The 21,674-nt window shown below is 70.2% G+C and carries 17 protein-coding genes; 13 read left to right on the top strand and 4 right to left on the bottom strand.

Annotated features, from left to right (window positions below; translation table 11 throughout):
* Window positions 1–56: 56 nt before the first annotated feature.
* A complete protein-coding gene (locus tag ACFQPS_RS03750; RefSeq protein WP_377356545.1) occupies window positions 57–2,450 on the bottom strand; it encodes a Tex family protein in 2,394 nt (797 codons plus the stop codon).
* Between the two features lie 348 nt (window positions 2,451–2,798).
* On the opposite strand from ACFQPS_RS03750, the gene hyfB reads away from it, so the two are divergent.
* Genes hyfB through ACFQPS_RS03720 form a run of 6 tightly spaced genes read left to right on the top strand, consistent with a single transcriptional unit; the run spans window position 2,799 to window position 10,109 of the window.
* Window positions 2,799–4,844 carry a hydrogenase 4 subunit B gene (gene hyfB, locus ACFQPS_RS03745; RefSeq protein WP_377356636.1) on the top strand — a complete coding sequence of 682 codons (2,046 nt, stop codon included), beginning with the start codon at window positions 2,799–2,801 and terminating at the stop codon, window positions 4,842–4,844.
* A complete protein-coding gene (locus ACFQPS_RS03740; protein ID WP_377356543.1) occupies window positions 4,841–5,812 on the top strand; it encodes a respiratory chain complex I subunit 1 family protein in 972 nt (323 codons plus the stop codon). Before hyfB ends, ACFQPS_RS03740 begins: the two co-directional genes overlap by 4 nt.
* An 8-nt stretch (window positions 5,813–5,820) precedes the next feature.
* Window positions 5,821–6,489 (top strand): hydrogenase-4 component E, encoded by a 669-nt coding sequence (locus ACFQPS_RS03735; RefSeq protein WP_377356542.1) that lies wholly within the window; start codon window positions 5,821–5,823, stop codon window positions 6,487–6,489.
* On the top strand, window positions 6,489–7,976 hold the full coding sequence (locus ACFQPS_RS03730; RefSeq protein ID WP_377356541.1) for a hydrogenase 4 subunit F: 1,488 nt from the start codon (window positions 6,489–6,491) through the stop codon (window positions 7,974–7,976). The genes ACFQPS_RS03735 and ACFQPS_RS03730 overlap by 1 nt, the downstream gene beginning before the upstream one ends.
* A gap of 5 nt (window positions 7,977–7,981) precedes the next feature.
* Complete coding sequence (locus ACFQPS_RS03725) at window positions 7,982–9,508, top strand: hydrogenase large subunit (RefSeq protein WP_417715160.1); 1,527 nt, start codon at window positions 7,982–7,984, stop codon at window positions 9,506–9,508.
* A 10-nt stretch (window positions 9,509–9,518) separates the two neighbouring features.
* Window positions 9,519–10,109 (top strand): NADH-quinone oxidoreductase subunit B family protein, encoded by a 591-nt coding sequence (locus tag ACFQPS_RS03720; protein WP_377356539.1) that lies wholly within the window; start codon window positions 9,519–9,521, stop codon window positions 10,107–10,109.
* Between the two features lie 10 nt (window positions 10,110–10,119).
* On the opposite strand, the gene ACFQPS_RS03715 is transcribed toward ACFQPS_RS03720, so the two are convergent.
* Both ACFQPS_RS03715 and nagA read right to left on the bottom strand, forming a co-directional pair.
* On the bottom strand, window positions 10,120–11,592 hold the full coding sequence (locus tag ACFQPS_RS03715) for an AAA family ATPase (protein ID WP_377356538.1): 1,473 nt from the start codon (window positions 11,590–11,592) through the stop codon (window positions 10,120–10,122).
* 174 nt (window positions 11,593–11,766) lie between these two features.
* Window positions 11,767–12,912: an N-acetylglucosamine-6-phosphate deacetylase gene (nagA, locus tag ACFQPS_RS03710; protein WP_377356536.1), complete on the bottom strand. Its 1,146-nt coding sequence runs from the start codon at window positions 12,910–12,912 to the stop codon at window positions 11,767–11,769.
* 621 nt (window positions 12,913–13,533) lie between these two features.
* On the opposite strand from nagA, the gene otsB reads away from it, so the two are divergent.
* The 5 genes from otsB (at window position 13,534) to ACFQPS_RS03685 (ending at window position 18,769) form a co-directional block, all read left to right on the top strand.
* Window positions 13,534–14,367: a trehalose-phosphatase gene (otsB, locus tag ACFQPS_RS03705; protein ID WP_377356535.1), complete on the top strand. Its 834-nt coding sequence runs from the start codon at window positions 13,534–13,536 to the stop codon at window positions 14,365–14,367.
* A gap of 505 nt (window positions 14,368–14,872) precedes the next feature.
* Window positions 14,873–15,457: a polysaccharide biosynthesis/export family protein gene (locus ACFQPS_RS03700; RefSeq protein WP_377356533.1), complete on the top strand. Its 585-nt coding sequence runs from the start codon at window positions 14,873–14,875 to the stop codon at window positions 15,455–15,457.
* A gap of 50 nt (window positions 15,458–15,507) precedes the next feature.
* A complete protein-coding gene (locus ACFQPS_RS03695) occupies window positions 15,508–17,028 on the top strand; it encodes an ATP-binding protein (RefSeq protein ID WP_377356531.1) in 1,521 nt (506 codons plus the stop codon).
* A 171-nt stretch (window positions 17,029–17,199) separates the two neighbouring features.
* Window positions 17,200–17,346, top strand: coding sequence for a hypothetical protein (locus ACFQPS_RS03690; RefSeq protein ID WP_377356530.1), 147 nt, complete (start codon window positions 17,200–17,202; stop codon window positions 17,344–17,346).
* Window positions 17,347–18,082: 736 nt separating this feature from the next.
* Window positions 18,083–18,769 (top strand): LuxR C-terminal-related transcriptional regulator, encoded by a 687-nt coding sequence (locus ACFQPS_RS03685; RefSeq protein WP_377356528.1) that lies wholly within the window; start codon window positions 18,083–18,085, stop codon window positions 18,767–18,769.
* A gap of 225 nt (window positions 18,770–18,994) precedes the next feature.
* Here ACFQPS_RS03685 and ACFQPS_RS03680 read toward each other — a convergent pair whose 3' ends face one another.
* Window positions 18,995–19,657: a response regulator transcription factor gene (locus tag ACFQPS_RS03680; RefSeq protein ID WP_377356527.1), complete on the bottom strand. Its 663-nt coding sequence runs from the start codon at window positions 19,655–19,657 to the stop codon at window positions 18,995–18,997.
* Between the two features lie 556 nt (window positions 19,658–20,213).
* On the opposite strand from ACFQPS_RS03680, the gene ACFQPS_RS03675 reads away from it, so the two are divergent.
* Window positions 20,214–20,909, top strand: a complete 696-nt coding sequence (locus tag ACFQPS_RS03675; protein WP_377356526.1) for a LuxR C-terminal-related transcriptional regulator — start codon at window positions 20,214–20,216, stop codon at window positions 20,907–20,909.
* Window positions 20,910–21,031: 122 nt separating this feature from the next.
* Entirely contained in the window at window positions 21,032–21,586 is a 555-nt protein-coding gene (locus ACFQPS_RS03670; protein WP_377356524.1) for a thioredoxin family protein, read from the top strand.
* Window positions 21,587–21,674 lie beyond the last annotated feature (88 nt).

Raw genomic sequence — 21,674 nt, 5'->3', positions numbered from 1 at the left:
CGGGCCGGACCCGGTCGGACCTCTCCGACCGGGTTTCCCTCCGGGGCCGGGCTAACTCAGCCCTTCTTCGCGCGGGCCATCGCTTCGGCCAGGGCGGCGCCGAGCGCGCCGACCTGCGGCTGTGCCGCCGGGGCCTTGGCGGGAGCCTTGGCCGGACGCTCCTCCCGTGCCGGGGCGGGGCGGGGGCGGTTGTCCCCGGACCGCGGCGCGTCCGGACGGCGTGGACCGCCCGGCTGCCGCTCTGCCCGCGGCGCCTGCGGTTCGGCCCGGCGCGGCGCGGGCTGCTCGTCCAGCTTCATGGTGAGGGCGACGCGGCGCCGCTTCAGGTCCACCTCCAGCACCTTCACCTTCACGATGTCGCCCGCCTTCACCACGGCGCGCGGGTCCTTCACGAAGGTGTGGGAAAGCTGCGAGATGTGGACCAGCCCGTCCTGGTGGACGCCGACATCGACGAAGGCGCCGAAGTTGGTGACGTTCGTCACCACGCCTTCCAGCACCATGCCGGGTTGCAGGTCCTTCAGCTCCTCGACACCCTCCTTGAAGGCGGCTGTCTTGAACTCCGGCCGCGGATCGCGGCCCGGCTTCTCCAGCTCACGCAGGATGTCCGTGACGGTGGGAACGCCGAACCGCTCGTCCGTGAAGTCGGCCGGGTCGAGCGAGCGCAGGAAGGCCACGTCGCCGATGATCTGCTTCAGGTCGCGGCCGGTGCGGGCCAGGATGCGCTCCACCACCGGATAGGCTTCCGGGTGGACCGCACTGCCGTCCAGCGGGTTGTCGCCGTCGCGGATGCGCAGGAAGCCGGCGGCCTGCTCGAACGCCTTGGGGCCGAGGCGGGAAACCTCCAGAAGCTGCCGGCGCAGGCGGAAGGCGCCGTTGCTGTTGCGGAACTCCACGACGTTCTTCGCCACGCTCTCCGACAGGCCGGAGACGCGGGTCAGCAGCGGCACCGAGGCGGTGTTGAGATCGACGCCGACGCCGTTCACGCAGTCCTCGACCACGGCATCCAGGGTGCGGGCCAGCTTGGCCGGGCTGACATCGTGCTGGTACTGGCCGACGCCGATCGACTTCGGGTCGATCTTCACCAGCTCGGCCAGCGGGTCCTGGAGCCGGCGGGCGATGGACACCGCCCCGCGCAGGCTGACGTCCAGGCCGGGGAACTCCAGCGCCGCCGTCTCCGAGGCGGAGTAGACCGAGGCGCCGGCCTCCGACACCATCACCTTGGTGACCTTCAGGTCGGGGTGCCGCTTCATCAGGTCGCCGGCCAGCCTGTCCGTCTCGCGGCTGGCCGTGCCGTTGCCGATGGCGATCAGCTCGACCCCGTGGCGCAGGCAGAGCGCGGCCAGCACGGCAATGGAGCCGTCCCAGTCGCGGCGCGGCTCGTGCGGGTAGATGGTCGTCGTCTCCACCAGCTTGCCGGTGGCGTCCACCACGGCGACCTTCACGCCGGTGCGGATGCCGGGGTCCAGGCCCAGCGTGGCGCGCTGGCCGGCCGGCGGGGCCAGCAGCAGATCCTTCAGGTTCAGGCCGAAGACGCTGATCGCCTCGTCCTCCGCGCGGTCGCGGATGACGCCCATCAGGTCCAGTTCCAGGTGCAGGGCGATCTTGGTGCGCCAGGCCCAGCGACAGGTGTCCAGCAGCCAGCGGTCGGCGGCGCGGCCCCGGTCGGCGATGCCGAAGCGGGCGGCGATCATCGCCTCGCAGGTGTGCGGCGTGCCCGGCGGCGGCTCCTCGCCGACTTCCATCTTGAGGTCCAGCACGCCGGCGGCGCGGCCGCGGAACAGCGCCAGCGCCCGGTGCGAGGGAACCTGCTTCAGCGCCTCGCCGAAGTCGAAATAGTCGCTGAACTTGGCGCCTTCCTCGCGCTTCTCCTCCACCACCTTGGAGACGACGCGGCCGTGTTCGTAGCAGTAGGTGCGCAGGCTGCCGACCAGTTCGGCAGTCTCGCCCATGCGTTCCACCAGGATGGCGCGGGCGCCGTCCAGCGCGGCCTTCACGTCGGCGACGCCTTTCTCGGCGTCCACGAAGGCGGCGGCCTCGGCCTCCGGCTGGCGCGACGGGTCGCCCAGCAGCAGGTCGGCCAGCGGCTCCAGCCCGGCCTCGCGGGCGATCATGGCCTTGGTCCGCCGCTTCGGCCGGTAGGGCAGGTAGAGGTCCTCGAGTCGGGTCTTGGTGTCCGCCTCGGTGATCTCCTTCTCCAGTTCGGGGGTCAGCTTTCCCTGCTCGGTGATGGACTGAAGGATCGCCGTGCGGCGCTCCTCCAGTTCGCGCAGGTAGCGCAGCCGCTCCTCAAGGGTGCGGAGCTGGGTGTCGTCCAGGCCGCCGGTGGCCTCCTTGCGGTAGCGGGCGACGAAGGGGACCGTGGAGCCTTCGTCCAGGAGGGCGACCGCCGCTTCCACCTGCTGCGGGCGGACGGCGAGTTCCTGGGCGATGCGCTGGGCGATGCTGAGCATGGATCATTAGCCGGAAATCGGAACCGGGGGGCTGCATAGCGCAAGCCGGCCTCCGCTGCCAGAGGCGATGCGCCGCCCGGGGGTTCCACGATTAAGTAGTATCAAGGATTGTTAAGGTCGCTTCATGATCGCCATTAACGGGCGCTTAACGGGATCGGGCTATCAAGGTCCGGCAACTGTGGTTGCGTTTCCTCCCTAGTTGAAACTCCGAGCCCCGGCACCGCATGGTTCCGGGGCTTTCTTTTTCCGACCGTGCGCTGTCGCTCCCTCACCGGGACGGGGGCCGTGCAGTTCGGGCTTGCGCAGGACGGGGGGGCGATCCCTAAACTAGGGGCATCCTCGTCGAGGGTGCCCGCCTTGCAGTTCGTTCTCCCATCCCTGCTCCTCCTGCTGACGCTGGGGGGCATCGGCGCCGTCCGTCCCCGGTCGCCGCGCACGGCCCTGCTCGTCTACGGCGGCACCGCGGCCTGCTGCGCGGTGCTGGTTCTGGCCGCCCTCGTGCATCTGCTGGGGTCCGGCGGCGTCTGGCGGATGCCGGTGCCCGTGGGCCTGCCGTGGCTGCGCTCCGAGCTGGTGCTGGACGCGCTCTCGGCCGTCTTCCTGCTGATGGTGAACCTTGCCGGAGTCACGGCCAGCCTGTTCGGCTGGGGCTATGGCCGGGCCCAGGCCGGCAGCGGCCACGGGCTGGAGCCGGGCCGCGTGCTGCCGGCCTTCCCGCTGTTCCTGGCGGGGATGAACCTTGTGCTTCTGGCCAGCGACGCCTTCCTGTTCCTGGTCGGCTGGGAGTTCATGTCGCTGACCTCCTGGCTGCTGGTGCTGGCGAACCACCGGGAGGCCGGCAACCGCGAGGCGGGGCGCATCTACCTGATCATGGCGAGCTTCGGCACCATGGTGCTGCTGCTCTGCTTCGGGGTGCTGGCCGGCAGTGCCGGCGGCTACGGCTTCGACGACATCCGTGCGGCACCGCATGGTCCGCTCGCCGCCGGGCTGGCGGTGGTGCTGGTGGTGCTCGGGGCCGGGTCCAAGGCGGGTCTGGCGCCGCTGCATGTCTGGCTGCCGCTGGCGCATCCGGCGGCGCCGAGCCACGTCTCCGCCCTGATGAGCGGGGTGATGACCAAGGTCGCGGTCTATGCCCTGGTGCGGGTGCTGTTCGATCTGGCGGGCACGCCGGACTGGTGGTGGGGCGGGGTGCTGCTGGCGCTGGGGTCGGTGACGGCGGTGCTGGGCATCCTCTACGCCCTGATGCAGGACGAGATGAAGCGCCTGCTGGCCTATTCCACGGTGGAGAACATCGGCGTCATCTCCGTCGGGCTGGGGCTGGCGCTGGTGTTCAAGGCGGACGGGCAGCAGGGCGTGGCGGCGATCGCCTTCTCCGCGGCGCTGCTGCACGCGCTCAATCACAGCCTCTACAAGACGCTGCTGTTCTATGGCGCCGGCGCCGTGCTGACGGCGACGGGGCAGGGCGGGCTGAACCGCCTGGGCGGGCTGATCCACCGGCTGCCGCGGACGGCGCCCCTGGTGCTGGTCGGGGCCGCCGCCATCTCCGCGCTGCCGCCGCTGAACGGCTTCGCGTCGGAATGGCTGCTGTTCCAGGCGGTGCTCAGCGGACCGCAGCTCGGGCTGTGGGAGATGAAGGTGGCGACCATGGTCGTCGGCGTCGCCCTGGCCCTGGCCGCGGCGCTCACCGCCGCCTGCTTCCTGCGCTTCTACGGCATCGTCTTCCTGGGCCGCCCGCGCTCGCCCGCCGCGGCCCAGGCGCGCGAGGTCGGACCCGCCATGCTGCTGGCGATGCTGCTGCCGGCCGCGCTCTGCCTGCTGGTGGGGGTGCTGCCGGGCAGCGTCCTTGCCCTGTTCGGCGATGCTGCCGCCGGCATGGTCGGCGCCCCGATGGACAGCCGTGCCGGGACGCTGGCCTGGATGTGGCTGGCCCCTGCCGCCCCGGGCGACGGTTTCGGCGGCAATTCCTACAGCGGCCTGTTCGTCCTGGGCCTGACCGCGGCGCTCACGGTGCTGCTGCGGCTTCTGATCGTCCGCACCTCCGACGCCGCGGTGCGCCGGGGCGAGCCCTGGGGCTGCGGCCATCCCGATGTCGGTCCCGTGGCCCAGTACAGCGGCGACAGCTTCTCCCAGCCGCTGCGCCGGGTCTTCGCCGCCGGCGTCTTCGCCGCGCGTGAGCGGGTGGACATGCCGGAGCCGGGGGAGATGCGGCCGGCCCGGCTGGAGGTCCGCAGCTCCGACCCGGCCTGGACCTGGCTGATCGACCCGCTCTGCCGTGCCGTCGGCTGGCTGGCGGACAGGGCCAACGGGATGCAGTTCCTGACCATCCGGCATTACCTGACCCTGATGTTCGGGGCGCTGGTCTTCCTGCTGACCGTCGTGGCGGTGGTGAAATGAGCGGGCAGGTTTCGGAGGCCGCACTCGCCGTCCTGTTCCAGTGCGTGCAGATGCTGGTGGTGCTGGCGCTGGCGCCGCTGCTGACCGGCGTGGTGCGGGGCATCAAGGCGCGGTTGCAGGGACGGCGCGGGCCGCCGGTGCTGCAACCCTACCGCGCCCTGCTGCGCCTGACCCGCAAGGAGGCCGTGGTGGCGGAGAACGCCTCCTGGCTGTTCCGCGCCACGCCCTACATCGTCTTCACCATGCTCTGGCTGGCGGCCGGACTGGTGCCGACCTTCACGACGGCGCTGGCGCTGGCGCCGGTGGCGGACCTGATCGCGCTGGTGGCGCTGCTGACGACGGCGCGCTTCTTCACCGGGCTGGCCGCCATGGACATCGGCACCGCCTTCGGCGGGCTCGGCGCCTCGCGGGAGGCGATGATCTCCGCCCTGGCGGAGCCGGCCATGCTGGCCGTGATCTTCACCCTGGCGATCCTGCTCCAGACCACCTCGCTGGCCGCCATCGTGGACGGCACGCTGGGGCAGGGGGTGGGGCTGCGCGTCTCCCTGGCGCTGGGGCTGATCAGCCTGATCATGGTCGCCATCGCGGAGGCCGGGCGCATCCCGGTGGACAATCCCGCCACGCATCTGGAGCTGACCATGGTCCACGAGGCCATGGTGCTGGAATATTCCGGCCGCCATCTGGCGCTGATGGAGGCGGCGGGGATGCTGCGCCTGCTGTTGTTCATGGCGCTGATCCTCTGCGTCTTCGTGCCCTGGGGCATCGCCCAGCCGGGCGACGGTCCGGCTGCCTGGGCCATCGGCCTGGGCTCCTTCCTGGGCAAGCTGCTGGCAGCGGCCGCGGCGCTGGCCCTGTTCGAGACGACGGTGGCGAAGATGCGGGTCTTCCGCGTCGGCGAGTTTCTGGGCGGCGCGCTGCTGCTGGGGCTGCTGGCGGCGATCTTCCTGTTCGTCTCCACGGCGCTGTAGAGGGTCCGATGGGTGAGATCGGCTACGACATGGCGCATCTGCTCGGGGCTTCGGTCCTGCTGATGAGCTTTGCGCTGCTCTACCAGCGCCGGTTGACGGCGCTCATCAGCGCCTTCGCCACCCAGTCCGTCTTCCTGGCGGCGGCGGCGGCGTGGCAGGGCTTCTTCCAGGACAACCCGCACCTCTACGTCACCGCCGTCATCGCCCTGGTGTTCAAGGCGCTGATCATCCCGCTGGCGCTGCTGCGCATCATCGAGCGCCTGGGCATCCACCGCACGGTGCAGCAGGCCATGGGCGTGGGGCCGACCATGGTGATCGGCGTCTCCCTCGTGACGCTGGCCCTCCTTCTCGTCCTGCCGTTGACGGCAGAGGCGTCCGCGCTGACACGCGAGGGTCTGGCGCTGGCGCTGTCGGTCGTGCTGCTGGGCCTGCTGATGATGATCACCCGGCGCAATGCCATCGGTCAGGTGATCGGCTTCATGAGCCTGGAGAACGGCCTGATCCTGGCCGCGGTCGGCGTCAAGGGGATGCCGCTGGTGGTGGAGATGCTGGTCGCGTTCGCCGTGATGGTCGCCTTCATCATCTTCGGCATCTTCTTCTTCCAGATCCGCGAGCGGTTCGACACCTTGGACATCCATTACCTGGAGAGCTTCCGGGGCGAGGGGCGGAGGGAGTGATGCAGGCCCCGACCCTGGCGCCCGACATGCTGATGGCCGACATGCTGACGCCGGGCATCCTGGCCCCTCTCGTGCTGGCCCTGCCGGCCCTGTTTGCGGCCGTGCTGCTGGCTGTTCCCGGCTACAGGGCGGCGGCGCGGATCAACGTGCTGGCCTCGGGCCTGACGCTGGCGGCCGCCGTCGCCCTCGTCCTCTACCGGCCGGAGACGACGCCGCTGCTGCTGGTGGACGATTTCAACGTCTATCTGGTGCTGCTGACGGCCTTCGTCGGCTTCACCACCAGCCTGTTCAGTGCCGGCTACATCCGGCACGAGCTGGAGGACGGGCGTCTGCCGCCACTGCATCTGCGCTTCTACCACGCCATGTACCAGGCGTTCATGTTCACCATGCTGCTGGCGCTGCTGGCGAACAATCTGGGCGTCCTCTGGGTGGCGGTGGAGGGGGCGACCCTGACCACCGTGCTGATGGTCAGCCTCTACCGCACCCATGCCGCCATCGAGGCGGCCTGGAAGTACTTCATCCTCTGCGGCGTCGGCATCGCCCTGGCCCTGTTCGGCACCATCCTCCTGTTCATGGCGGCGCAGCCGGTGCTGGGTGAGGGCGACGCCGCCATGTCCTGGTCGGCCCTGATGCCGGCGGCAGCGCGGATCGACCCGGATCTGCTGGACCTCGCCTTCGTCTTCCTGCTGATCGGCTACGGCACCAAGGTGGGGCTGGTGCCGCTGCACGCCTGGCTGCCCGACGCGCATGCGGAGGGGCCGACGCCGATCTCCGCCGTGCTGTCCGGGCTGCTGCTGAACGTGGCGCTCTATGCCGTGCTGCGCTTCAAGATGCTGCTGGCCGCGAACGGGGAGGCGCTGGCACCCGGACAGCTCATGATCGTGATGGGGCTGGGCACGCTGCTGCTGGCGGCGCTGATGCTGTACCGGCGGCGCGACATCAAGCGTTTCTTCGCCTACAGCTCGATCGAGCACATGGGCATCATCACCTTCGCCTTCGGCATGGGGGGCCCGATCGCCAATTTCGCCGGGCTGCTGCACATGACCCTGCACAGCCTGACCAAGTCGGCGATCTTCTTCGCCGTCGGGCATGTCACGCAGGCGACGGGGACGCAGAAGCTGGCCGACATCCGGGGCCTGACCGCCAGCCACCCGGCGCTGGGCTGGGGCCTGCTGCTGGGCGTGGTGGCGATCGCCGGGCTGCCGCCCTTCGGCGTGTTCATGAGCGAGTTCCTGATCGCCACCACCAGCTTCGCCCGGGCGCCGTGGCTGGCGGTCATCTTCGTGGTGGGTCTGCTGCTGGGATTCGGCGCCCTGATGCTGCGGCTGCACGAGCTTTGCTTCGGGGAGCCGACGGCGCCGCCGGGGCGGGCCGGCGCTGCCCTCGTGCCGCTCTACCTGCATCTGGCCCTGGTGCTGGTCGCCGGGCTCTGGCTGCCAGCGCCGCTGGTGGCATGGTTCCAGACCGTCGCGGCGCTGCTGGGGTGATGGCCATGGGCGACAACGGGCTTATCGGGTTCCTGGACGGCGTCGGCCGCCGCGTCGAGCGGCACCGGCCCTGGCCCCGGTTCGAGACGGACCGGGAGGGCTGGACCGCCCTGATCGACCGGCTGCCCTATGGCGGCTGGAGCCTGCTGGGCCTCTGGGCGGAAGCCGCCTGCGTCCACGCCGCCCTGCGCGACGAGGCGGAGGGGGACATCGCCGTCCTCTCCCTGGCCTGTCCGGAGGGGCGGTTCCCCTCGCTCTCCGCCGTCCGTCCGTCGGCGAAGCGGCTGGAGCGGGCGATCCGGGACCTGACCGGGCTGGTCCCGGAGGGGCTGGACGACACCCGGCCCTGGCTGGACCATGACCGCTGGCGCCAGCGCCAGCCGCTGGGGAAGACGCCCGCCGGCCCGGCGCCCGCGGTGCGCGCCTACGACTTCCTGCCGGCCGAAGGTCCCGGCCTGCACCAGATCCCGGTCGGGCCGGTGCATGCCGGCATCATCGAGCCCGGGCATTTCCGCTTCTCCTGCCAGGGCGAGACGGTGGTGCGGCTGGAGGAGCGGCTGGGCTATGTCCACAAGGGGACGGAGCGGCTGATGCGCGGCCGGGCGCCGGAGGAGGCGGCCCGGCTGGCCGGTCGCATCTCCGGCGACAGCACGGTCGCCTATGCCTTGGCCTTCGCCCTGGCGGTGGAGGCGGCGCTGAGGCTGGAGGTGCCACCGCGCGCCCGGCTGCTGCGCGCCCTGATGGCGGAGCTGGAGCGGCTGGCGAACCACCTGAACGACATCGGCGCCATCTGCAACGACGCCGCCTTCGCCCTGATGCTGGCGGAAGGGGCCACCCTGCGCGAGCGGGTGATGCGGACGGCGGACATCTGCTTCGGCCACCGCTTCATGATGGACCGGATCGTGCCCGGCGGCGTCGCCGTGGACCTGAAGGAGGAGGGCCGGGCCGCCGTCTACGACATGCTGGACGAGGTGCCGCGCGTGGTGCGGCAACTCGCGGCGCTCTACGACGGCACCTCCTCGCTGCTGGACCGGACAGTCGGGACGGGGATCGTGTCGCCCGCGCTGGCGCACCGCTTCGGTGCCGGCGGGCCTGTCGGCCGGGCCTCCTCCCGCGCCGTCGATGCCCGCCGCAGCCCCGGCTACGTGCCCTATCCGGACCTGGAATTCGACGTGCCGACGCTGCCGCACGGCGACGTCAACGCCCGCATCCTGATCCGCTTTGCGGAGGTGGAGCAGACCATCCGCCTGATCCGCCAGATTCTGAAGCGGCTGGAGCCCGGCCCGGCCCGGGCCCTGCTGCCGGTGCCGGAGCAGCCGGCGGAGGGGATGGCGCTGGTGGAGAGCTTCCGCGGCGACGTGCTGTGCTGGCTGCGGCTGGGGGCGGGCGGGCGGATCGAGCGGGCGCATCTGCGCGACCCGTCCTGGTTCCAGTGGCCGCTGCTGGAGGCCGCGATCGAGGGCAACATCGTCGCGGACTTCCCGATCTGCAACAAGTCGTTCAACTGCTCCTATTCGGGCCACGATCTATGAGAGGCCGGGCATGTTCGGAGTGATCGCCCGCATCCTGCTGAAGGGGCCCCGCACCATCGCCGGGCCGGCCCCCGCCGACGCCACCGTCGAAGCGCTCGCCCGCCGGCTGGACACGGCCTCGCGCCGGCGGCTGGGGCGCAGCCTTGCCATCCGGCAGGTCGATGCCGGCTCCTGCAATGCCTGCGAGATGGAGATCCACGCGCTGAACAACCCGGTCTACGACCTGGAGCGCTTCGGGTTCAGTTTCGTCGCCTCGCCCCGGCATGCCGACGTGCTGCTGGTCACCGGCCCGGTCACGACGAACATGCGCGAGGCGCTGCTGAAGACCTGGGAGGCCACGCCCGACCCGAAATGGGTGGTGGCGCTGGGTCAGTGCGCCATCGACGGCGGACCGTTCGCGGACAGCTATGCCGTGGTCGGCGGGGTGGAGAAGGTGGTGCCGGTCGATCTCATGATCCCCGGCTGCCCGCCGCGGCCGGTGGACATTCTGGCGGCCCTGGTCGCCCTGATCGAGGCGGAAGCGCGCCCCCCGTCCCGACCGGCCACTTCCGCCGCGCCCGCCGGCAGCCCGCGGGAACGGCGGGCCCCGACCCTGGACTGACGGTCGCGGTTCAGCGCAGCCGGGGCGGCGGCGGTTCGTCCGGGTCCGGACGGCTCTCGGCCGGGGCGGGCCGGGTGGACGCGGCCGGCGCCTCTGCCGCCGCGGCGACGGGGCGACCGCCGGCCCGGCGGGCGCCGAGCGAGTCCAGAAGCTGTGTCAGCGTCCGGTTCGCCGGGTCCACCCGCAGGGCGCGCTGGTAGTAGATGCGGGCCAGGTCCCAGTCGCCGCGCTGTTCGGACAGGCGCGCCCACTGCCGGTAGGTGGCGATGATCCGCTGCCGCATCTCCGCCACCGCGGGATGTCCGGGTGCCACCTCCATGATCGCGCGCAGCGTGTCCAGGGCGTTGTCGTTGCGGGGCGTGGTGAGCTGGCGGGCCGCGATCTGCTCCTGCGCCCGCTCCAGCAGGGGACCGACCAGGGACGTGTCGGGCCGGTCGGCCGCGTCCGCCGTCTCCGCCGATGGCGCAGGCGGTGCTGTCGCCGTCCCGACGGGAAGGTCGATGGCCGCGGCCTCAGGGGGGCGCGGCTCCAGCGGCGCCGCTGTCTCTGCATCCGTGACCGGGCGCGACTCCGCGGCCGGAGGCTCCGCGGCCGGCTCCGGCGTGTCCGTCGCGGGCACCGGGGCCGTTCCGGCGGGGCGGGCGTCATCGTCCGCTCCGTCGGAGCGGGGGGCGCCGACCGGCATTTCCGGCGCTGCCGGGGCCTCCGCCCTCTGGATGGACGGCGGGGCCGGGCGAGCGGGTGCGGTCCACAGGCTCCCGTCCGCGCCGCCCAGCCACCAGGCTCCGGCGGCACCGGTCGCGGCCAGCAGGGCGAGCAGGAACCAGCCCGCGGAGCCTGCCGACCGGGACGCCGGCTCCACCACCGGCCGGCGCGACGGTCGCAGGGCGGCCGGCGGTACGCCCGGCCCGTCTTCGCTGCGGCCCGCCGGCCGGGTCGGCGGCATGCGATAGAGGCTCCCGACCGCCCGCAGGACCGGCATCAGGTCCGCCTGATGCAGCCGTCCCTCCAGCTCCGGACCGCCGGACAGCAGGATCTGAAGGAAGTTGCCCTCTGCGCTCAGCGATCCCGACAGCTCGACCAGATCCCGCAGCGTGTCCGGGGGAAGCCGCTCGGCCTCCTCCACCATCAGGACGCCGGTGCCGGCCCGGTCCAGCCGGTCCTCCAGCAGTTCGACCAGGGCGTCGAACTGGCTCTCGTCGGTGGCGCGCCCCTCCAGCAGGGCGCGGCCGGCGACCTCGATCAGATCCTCGACCGTGACGCCGGGTCCGGCACTGACCGTCAGCACCAGCGACCCGTCGGTCTCGACATGCCGGGCCAGCCGCGCCAGCAGGGCGATCCGCTCGCCGGGCGTGTCGCCGACCAGGATCAGCAGGCGGCGGCGGCCGATCAGGGCGAGCAGCAGGCCGTTGAAGATGGCGTCAGCATCGAGCTCCGGTCCGGTCTCATCGGGCTCGGCGGCAGCCAGTGATCCGCTTCTCATCGTCGCGACCGGTCCTTCCGCGGACATGCGTGTTCACAAGGTCGGCAACGGTCCCCAAGGGGGAAAGGTTGCGCTGCACCCGCGGACGATAGCGGATCGCGGCCGGGTCGCGGCTTACGCCTTCGGACGGCATACCGACCCGGAAGGGGGTGCCCCTGCCGCCGAGGGACGGTATCAGAGGGGCGGATCGGCCATCCCGGCGACCCAGGTCCGGCGGACCTCCAGGGACCCGTCCAGATGGACGAGATCGGCTCGAAGCCCGGGCCGCAGGCGGCCGAGCCGGTGACCCAGGCCAAGCGCATCCGCGGGAGCCGCGGCGGCCAGGGCCAGGGCCTCGGAAAGCGGCACCCCGACATGGCGGACCATGTTGCGCACCGCCGCCGCCATGTCCAGCGCGGAGCCGGCGAGCCGCCCCTCCGCCGTGACGCAGCGGCCGCCCTCGACCCGGATGCACTCCCCGCCGAGGACGTAGCCCTCGGGCGTCGCCGCTCCCACCGGGGGCATGGCGTCGGTCACCAGCACCAGCCGGCGGCGCTTGACCCGCCAGGCCAGCCGGACCGACGCCCAGTGGACATGGTGCCCGTCCGCGATCAGGCCGCACCAGACGTCATCGTGGCCCAGGGCGGCGCCGACCAGCCCGGGTTCCCGGCTGCCGAGCTGGCTCATGGCGTTGAACAGGTGCGTCACCCCTGCGGCCCCCGCCGCGAAGGCGGTGCCGGCATCGGCATGGGAGGCGTCGCTGTGGCCGAGCGCGACGACGGCGCCGGCCGCCCGGAACCGCCGGATGCCGTCGGGTCCCACGACCTCCGGCGCCACCGTCACGAGCACCGGGCCCGACCGCGCGGCCCGCTCCACCAGCGCGAAATCCGCCTCCGTCGGCGGCGCCAGCGCCCCGGCCGGATGCACGCCACGCCGGCCGGGGAAGAGATGCGGTCCTTCCAGGTGCAGGCCCAGGATCGACGGAAGCCCCTTGGCCCGCACCGCCTCCAGCGCCGCGACCGCAGCCGTGCGGACGGGCAGGCGGTCGCTGATGAGGGTGGGCAGCAGGGCGGTGGTGCCGGAGCGGCGGTGCGCCGCGGCCACACGGGCGAACGCTTCCGGCGACGGGTCGTCGTTCAGCAGCACGCCGCCGCCGCCATTCACCTGAAGGTCGATGAAGCCGGGTGCCAGGATGCCGCCGCCCAGGTCGATCCGGCGCAGCGTGGCCGGCAGCTCCCGTTCCGGCAGCAGGGCACCGATACGGTCACCCTCCACCACGAGGGCGTGGCCGGCCAGGGGGCCGTCGGGGCTTTCCAGGGTGGCGTTGACCAGGGCGTACATGGCGCCGTCTCCCGTCCGGGCGGCAGTCGAGTGGGGGAGGCGATCAAAGCCCCCCGGGCGCGCGGATGCAAGCGGCAGCCGGAACTATCCACAGCACGGCCGTATCAGCCCGAGTCGCGCCGGCCGGTACCCTGATCCCGGCATTCGCCGCGCTTTCCGGAGGCATGCTGCCATGGCGCCAGGGCGGCAGGACGCACGAGGGGGGCTGCGGGCGGCCCCAGGATGCGCGTGAGCTGTCCCCAGACTTGTCCACAGGGGCGGTCTAGGACTTTTGTTGCGCAACCCACCCGGATGGGGGGTTGTCGCCGCTGCGACGTTCTGGCAAAAAAAGGGCCGCTCACAGAGCGGCCTGAGTCTAGGGAGGAAACGCCCAACTAAGGGCAATGCAGCACGAATGCTGCGATGCACAACATCGCGCCGACCGACGCGGTTGGCAAGAGCGGAAGCGGCCCCTTTCCCGGGGCCGCTGTCGTTTCAGCGGCATTCCGGTCCAGGTGTTGCGCGGCTGCATCAGCAATGGCCGCCCTTGGCCGTGACGGCGACACCCCTGGGGTCATGTCCCCCCTGCCGCCCGGCTCCAGGCCCGCACTGGACCTCCCGTGGACGAAGTCGAGGTGTTCCATGCAGCAATCCGCGTTTCCGCGCCCGGCCCCGCAGAAGGGGGGACCCGCGACGGGAAAACCCGCCGGGCCGCTGGACGATGCCGGCATCGCCGCCCTGGCCGACCGTCTGGCCGGGTCGACTCCCGCCCTGTTCCTGGACTTCGACGGAACCCTGACGGCGATCATGCAGCGCCCAGACCTCGCCGAACTGGGGGAGGAGATGCGGGAGCGCCTGCGCCGGCTGGCGCGGCTGGTCCCGGTCGCCATCGTCAGCGGGCGCGACCTCGACGACGTGCGGGCCAAGGTCGGCCTGGAAGAGCTGATCTACGCCGGCAGCCACGGATTCGACATCGCCGCCCCCTCCGGCCGTCACCGCATGGGTGAGGACTACCGGCCGGCCCTGGAGCGTGCCGGCATGGCGCTGGAGCAGGCCCTGGCCGGCATCGCGGGCGCCCTGGTGGAACGCAAGCGCTACGCGGTGGCGGTGCATACCCGGCAGGTGGAGGAAGCCCGCAAGGCCGAGGTCGCGGACGCCGTGCGCAGCGTCGCCGCCACCGAGCCGCAGCTCCGCCGCACCGGCGGCAAGGAACTGTTCGAGCTGCGCCCCGACCTGCCCTGGGACAAGGGCCGCGCCGTGCTGCACCTGATCGGCACGGAAGGGCTGGAAGCGTCCTTCCCCGTCTATGTCGGCGACGACCTGACGGACGAGGATGCCTTCGCCGCCTTGCGTGACCGGGGCATGGGAATCCTGGTGGGCGACCACGGTCACCCCACCGCCGCGACCGCCGTGTTGCCGGACATCCCGGCCGTGGGACGCCTGCTGGACGCCCTGTCCGCGCGGCTCGGCGGGTAGGGAGCGTTTCCTTCTCGCACGGCTTGCGGGGAGCCTCGCGCCGCGGCCCGCGCAGGCCGGCGTACCGTCAGGGTGCCCGGTCCCTCAGGGTGCCCGGCGGGGCGGGTAGGCCGGGGTCGCGTGCTCCGGATTGACTTTCTCGTCCGTCTCCGGCTCAGGCACGCCGCCGGGCGAGTAGGGGGGCATGGCATCGTCGCCCGGATGCCGGGGCGAGGGATGCGTGGGCACCGTCCGGCGATCGCCGGAGGGGGGTGTCCGGCTATCGCGGGATGACCGGTCGGGCATGGAAACCTCCTCGGACTAGATCGGACGGCAACCGGCAAGGGCCTTCCGGAGTTCCCCCATCGCCGGGACGGGACGCGGGAACGGGCGGGTGGAGCCCGCGTTCCTCAGTCCGTCGGCTTACGACGGAAACCCGCATGGCTGCCGTGTCTCCGTTTTTTCGGAACCGGATGCCCCGGGTCCAGACTGTGGGCACCCCATCGAAGACCTGCGTGAGGCGTACATGACGATCCGAACTGCCCTCCGGGGCGGCATCCTGATGGTCGCCGTGCTGGCGGCTGCCGCCCTTTCCGCCTGCCAGTCGGCCACGGCGCCGCCGCTGGAGCCGACCGTCGCTCTTGCGGATGCGGGCGAATACCGGCTCGGGCCGGGGGATGCCGTGCGCGTGATCGTGTTCGGCCAGGAGCAGCTTTCCGGCGAGTTCTCCGTCGACGGTACGGGCCAGATCGCGCTGCCGCTGATCGGCGGCGTGGCGGCGAAGGGGCTGAGTTCGCGTCAGGTGGAGGAACGCATCGCCCAGCGCCTCGCCGAAGGCTATGTGCGCGACCCCAAGGTCAGCGTCGAGGTGCTGACCTTCCGCCCCTTCTACATCATCGGCGAGATCAACAAGCCCGGTCAGTATCCCTATGCCAGCGGCATGTCCGCCGTCACGGCGGTGGCGATGGCCGGCGGCTACACCTACCGGGCGCGCGAGGACTATGTCCTGATCACCCGCACCATCGACGGCGAGAAGCAGGAGCGGCGGGCCCCGCCGAATACTCCCGTGCTCCCGGATGATGTCATCCGCGTGCCCGAAAGGTTCTTCTGAGACTCGTAAAAGACACGATCCGTCAAGACCCGGCCGGTGTTTGTCCGGCCATGGACGACAACGCGGCGAACACGACCATGCGCGACTTCTTCCGCAAGCGCCGACACGGCGATACCTTCACGGGCGATGGCCTGACGGGCGATGCAAGCGGGATCGACCTGCGCTCCCGGCGTCCCGGACCGGCCGCGGTCGAGGTGCCGTTCGAGCCGGTCCGTCCCGAACCGGGAGCCGACCGGCCGCTGCGTCCGGGTCCGCCGCCGCTCCGCGAGGTGCGCGGCGGTGTCCTGACGGCCGCCCCGGCGCCGGAGGAGGAACTGCCGCGCTTCACCCTGCCGGTTGCCAACGGGATCCGCACGGCCGCGTCGGCGCAGGCCGTCTCCGGCATCCCGCCGGAAGTCAGCCAGGCCCTGCGCGAGGCCTTCACCCCGACCCGGCCGAAGCAGGAGGTGAACGGTCTGTTCGTCGGCCGGCTGAACACCCTTCGCCGGATCATCGCCGCCATCGAGGAGGAGCGGGCCCATGTCGTCCTGCATGGCGACCGGGGCCGCGGCAAGACCTCGTTGGCGAACGCGGTCGAGCGTATCGCGGGGCAGGCGGGCTATCTCACCGTCAAGATGACCTGCTCGGCAGAGCTGGGGTTCGAGGACATGTTCCGCAGCCTGCTGCGGCGCGTTCCGGCGAACTTCCAGCGCGGCGCCGCGAACAGCCCCTTCGCCGCCGGCCGCAGCAGCGGCGGCTTCGACGCCCGGCTGCCGTCCGGTCCGTTCAGTGTCACCCAGCTTGCCGACGTGCTGGACGGGATCGCCGGCACCCATGTGATGTTCGTGCTGGACGAGTACGACCGCGTGCTCAGCGAGGATGTGAAGAACAAGCTGGCGGAGCTGATCAAGAACCTCACGGACAACGGCAGTCCGGTGACCCTCTTCGTCATCGGGGTGGCCGAGACCGTGGATCAGCTTCTGGGCAAGCACCCCTCCATCCAGCGCTCGCTGGTGGCGGTCCACCTGCCGCCGATGACCGACCGCGAGATCGAGCGCATCGTCCTGGTGGGGGCGGAGGCCGCGGGCCTGACCTTCGCGCCGGAGGTGCGGCAGAAGATCGTCGCCTTCTCCAAGGGGCTTCCCTACTACGCCCAGCTTCTCAGCCTGCATGCCGCCCGCGGTGCCGTGGCGCGGGGCGCGCGCAACGTGGAACGGGAGGATCTGGCGGACGCGCTGCGCCGCTGCGCCGCCGAGGCGGAGCGGAGCCTGGTCGAAGCCTATCACCGGGTCATCGGCCCGGAGGAGAACGGCACCGTGGCGGATGTCCTGTATCTGGCGGCTCAGGCCCCCTTCGACGAGTTCGGCAGCTTCCGTGCGGCGGACGTTCCCGCCGTCCCCCTCCGCCCGGGCGGGAACGGGCGCAGGCTGCCGGAGGCGAACGTGCTGTCTGTCCTGACCGAACTGGCGCAGGCCGAGGGCGCTGTGCTCCAGCAGGTCATCGTTCCCGGCGGACACCGGCTGCGCTTCCGGAACCAGATGATGCGCCAGTTCATCCTGCTGGCTCAGGCGCAGCAGCGCGGGCTGGTCTGAACCCTGGCGTCCGACGCCGCCCGGTTCCGCTGCGCGCGATCGAAAGGTCAGGCTTAACCTGTTGGCAAGTGTGGTCCGGCTAGCGTTGCGTCATACTGATCGCCTCGCTTCGGGAGCTGGCCTGTGTCTGTGGTCAAGGTTGACATCGAACGGTGCACGCCGGAGGCCAGGATGCCGGATGCGGAGTCCCGCCATCCGGACCCTGAGCTGGACCTGCTGCCGCGCCACCATCGGCTTGCCATCTGGATCGCCGCCGCCCTGCTGCCCTGGATCGCCATCGCCCTGCTGGTGGTCGGGGTCATGTCGCTGATGGACTGAGGGGGCCGGCCGGCCATCAGAAGGCGTCTTCCGTCCCGCTGACCCTGCTTCCTGGAGTCCACCGTGCTGCCGGTTGGGACGCTGCCGTACACCCGGGGGCTAGGCTTGCTGGGGTGCGGGACGCCTCTCCCTGCCACTGCCCGAGTATTTCCCCCTGCCGCCTGCTTGGCCGCTCCGGCGGACGCCACCGGGCGATCGTCTGGTCGTGGGCAGGCAGAATGGAATAGGCAGGGGGGCTACGCCCTGTATAGGCCGTCCGGACGTACCTTATGTGGATGCGGAGCATCATCGCATCCACCATTTATTGTACAGCCTCCGCATTTCCTGCATCGCATGCGCAACCCGGGCGGCCAAAGCGTCCCGCAGGACCGTGCCGATCAGGGCTTTTCAGACGCCGCCAAGGCGAACTCTGGCAAGAATAATGCCTTTTTGCTGGTGACGTATGCTCTGATGCTAATAAAAAAGGGTCTATTATCCCGCCAAGTTCATGAGAAATCGATCGGGGTACTGGAAGGGATCAGGTGATGTCCTTCATCGAAAGACGTCATAGGTCTAAAGCCTCCGGGATTTAAGGCCTTCGAGAGATATCAAACCAGTCGATACGGGCGTAACTTCCGCCCGAAAGAGTGGATCGGAAGCGCGACAAGAACAGAGGGGCAGGGGGTACGCCCTGACGGGGCGCCCGAGGGGGCGCTGGTCGATAAACGCCATATCCAAACTAGCGCGGGAGCGAAACATGGAAAACGTGACGGCCTTCCTCATCGATGCGAACAAGCTTTTCCGCGAGGGCCTGAAGCGGCTTCTCGACGAGTCTCCCTTCAAGATCGTCGCGGAGGCGAGCAATGTGCGTGAGGGGGTTACGGTTGCCGACCAGGGGCTGAAGCCCGACCTCATCCTGCTCGATCTGGTCAACGGCGGCGAAGAGGAAGCCGAAGCGATGCGCCGTCTGCGCCAGGCGCTGCCGAACTCCCGCATGGTCGTGCTGACCACGGATCTCTGCACCCGGCGCCTCTCCAATGCGCTGGAGGCCGGGGCCGACGGCTATCTGATGAAGGATCTGTCCTCGGACGCCCTGACCCAGTCCCTGCGGCTGGTGATGATGGGGGAGAAGGTGTTCCCCACCCATCTCGCGGCCCTGCTCATCAGCGGTCGGGTGAACGGCAACGGGCTGGAGATGCCGGTCTCGCGCAAGGGGCTCTCGCAGCGGGAGATCCAGATTCTGCGCTGCCTGCTGAACGGCGACAGCAACAAGATGATCGCCAACCACCTGAACATCACCGAGGCGACCGTGAAGGTCCACCTCAAGAGCCTGTTGCGCAAGATCAACGCCTCGAACCGCACCCAGGCGGCGATATGGGCGCTGAACAACGGCATCGGCGGCGAGTTCACGGGCGCGACCGCCCCCGCCGCCGCGGCCGGCTGATCCACCGGGCGCCTCTGCCCGTCCTTTCCGGGCGGGCGGAGGCTCCGAAGTCGCCGGAAGGGCAACACCGAAGAGGGCTGCTGTGCGGCCGGACCCGTTCGGCAACAGACCTCTCTCCGGGAAGCATCCGGGAATCCGGATGACGGCGCAGTGCCCCAGGGCCTGCGCCGTTCCCTCTTCCCCTGCCGTTTCCGTCCGCCCCGGCGACGCTCCTGTCCTGCCCGCTCAGGCCGAGCGGGCTTCGTCGGTGCCGGTGCGGATGTCGGGCTGCCGCGCGGAATGCAGGGCATGCTGCTGCCGGGCGGCGAAGACGCCGGCCTCTGTCCGGTTGCGGAAATGCAACTTCGCCAGCACGCTACGCACCATCGACTTGATGACGGCCTCCGAAAGGTTCAGCCCTTCCGCGATGGTGCGGTTGTTCAGCCCCTGGCCGAGAAGCTGGAGGCAGCGGAATTCCACATCGGTCAGCCGGGGCAGCAGTGTCAGCCGGATCTCGTCCACGCCCATGCGTGACAGGAACTGTCTGGGCAGGATGCAGTGCCCCTCCACCCCCAGGTCGATCAGCTCGTTCACGCGGTTCAGGTTGATGTCCTCGAACACCCAGGCGTCCGCGAAGGCCAGGATATGGGCCGCGTCCAGCAGCTCCCGGCTGCTCAGGATGACGATGATCCGGCTGCGGCGCGACAGCCGCAGATAGACCATCGGCTCGTTCTCCCGGAGCGCGGCAAACTGCTGCACGTCGATCAGGATCACGTCCGGCGTGGCCGTTGCCTGACTCAGTTCCGTGATGTCGCGGCAGACCGTGACGCGATGCCGACCCTCCTTGTCCAGGGACGCCAGGAGCTGGCTCGCCACGACCTCGTTCCCCGGCACAAGACACACCTGCATGGTGCTGACCTTTCCTCGTCGTGCCTTGCTGGCGGGGTCCGCTGACCGATCGTTCTGGGCATCCATGTCATCGCTCTTCTGAAAGTATGCGCGCCTGCCGTGAACATTCCGCCGGGGCCTTTTGTCATTATCTCGGGAGAAATCCATCTCCCAGTGTAATACTTCTGAATAGCAATCCGCTCGAAACGATATGGTTTCAAAGTTGATCTTTCTGAAAGATACTGCGCACCCGATGTCACGGCACTGACCATAACGCCGAACAGGGGGCGCTCAAGCCAAGCAAACGGTGATCGTGCCATATCTGGTGATAATCCGTCGGTTGCCGACAGCGATTGACGGACGGATGTCCTGCGGCAACGATGCCCCGGGACTGTTCGGTCGGGGTAGGGGACTACCGCTGCGTTGCATGCCGGAGCGGCCGGGACAGCCATGATCTGCCGGAATCCTGTGGGAATCCGCGGCATGGCAGTCAGCAGATATATGCATGCATAAACTTGTATGAAAATCCCGCACGGGTTATAAGAGCCTCTGCATTACCAGAAACGCTTGGTCTCCCGTGAGCGCCGGTCACCTTTACGCCATGCACCTGCTGATTGCCGACCCCGATCCCACCGTCAGACTCCGCCTGAAGCGCGCCGCCGGCGAGCGTGGCGGCACGTTCACCTTCGCCGAGGCAGCCGCCTGGATCGAACTGCATCCGCTCTGTACCGCGCAGATGCCCGATATCGCCATCGTTGCCGAGGCCCTGCCGGGCTTCGCACCGGGGGAGATCGCCACGCTCCGCCGTCAGTTCTCCGCGCTGTCGATTCTTGTCGTCGGTGGTGAGGAGCCGGAGCGTCTGCGCAGTGTCCTCAAGGAAGGGGCAGCGGGCTATCTCTGGCGGGGCGACGCGCCGGACATGCTGGCCCAGGCACTGGAGACGGTCCGCGGCGGCGGCATCTACATCCCCCCCTTGCTCGGCCTGCGCGCCGGACGCGAACGGCTGATGACCTCGGCCGGACCCGTCCCTGCCGGTTTCTTCCGCGAGGATGCTGTCGATCATCTCACGCCCCGCCAGCGCGTCGTCCTGGCGATGATCCGTGACCGCTGGAGCAACAACGACATCGCGGATTCCCTGGGCATCAGCATCGGTACGGTGAAGATCCACATCACCGCCGTCTTCAAGGCGCTCGGAGTCCGCAACCGAACCCAGGCCATGGTCGCGGCCGAACGGATGGAACTGCCGGACCCCGGCCCCCGGCCCGCGTCCTGAGACGGGGAACCGGGCCGGTCCGACAGGACCGGACACGGAAAACGTCCCCGCCGCATTTCAGCCTTGCTGACATTGCTGTATAGAGCACGGCGGGATGGAACGCCCATGACGGGGAGGACGCAATGGCCGCAGAGACGCCGATCTGCAACTTCGGCTGGAAGGCCGTGGATTTCCGGCTGCCGGGGATCGACGGCCGCGACTACACCCTGGCGGATGTGGCCGGGCCGAACGGGCTGCTGGTCATGTTCATCTGCAATCACTGCCCCTACGTGCAGTCCATCGTTGACCGCCTGGTGCGCGACGTCACGGCTCTGAAGCCGCACGGCATCGGCGCCATCGCCGTCATGTCCAACGATACCGGGCGCTATCCCGAGGACAGCTTCGAGAACATGAAGCGCTTCGCCGAGGCGCACGGCTTCACCTTCCCCTACGTGATCGACGCGACCCAGGAGGTCGCCCGCGCCTATGACGCCGTCTGCACGCCCGACTTCTTCGGTTTCAACGCGGCGCTGGAACTCCAGTACCGCGGGCGGCTGGACGCCTCTCGCAAGCAGGCCGTGGCGGACGCGGAGCCGGAACTGCTGAACGCCATGATCCAGGTCGCCCGCACCGGGCGCGGTCCGGAGCACCAGATTCCCAGCATGGGCTGCTCGATCAAGTGGCGGGAGGAGGCGTAAGCGAATCCCGACTCGCGCCCCGCCGGGGGCACGATGGCTTGACCGGGGGGCGCGGCGTCTGCTATCGCCCGGCACGACCGAAGGAGTC

The organism is Rhodocista pekingensis (assembly GCF_042665545.1).
Lineage (GTDB): Bacteria > Pseudomonadota > Alphaproteobacteria > Azospirillales > Azospirillaceae > Rhodocista > Rhodocista pekingensis.
The sequence above is the reverse complement of the archived record's forward strand: the minus strand, read 5'-3'. Positions and strand labels throughout refer to the sequence as shown.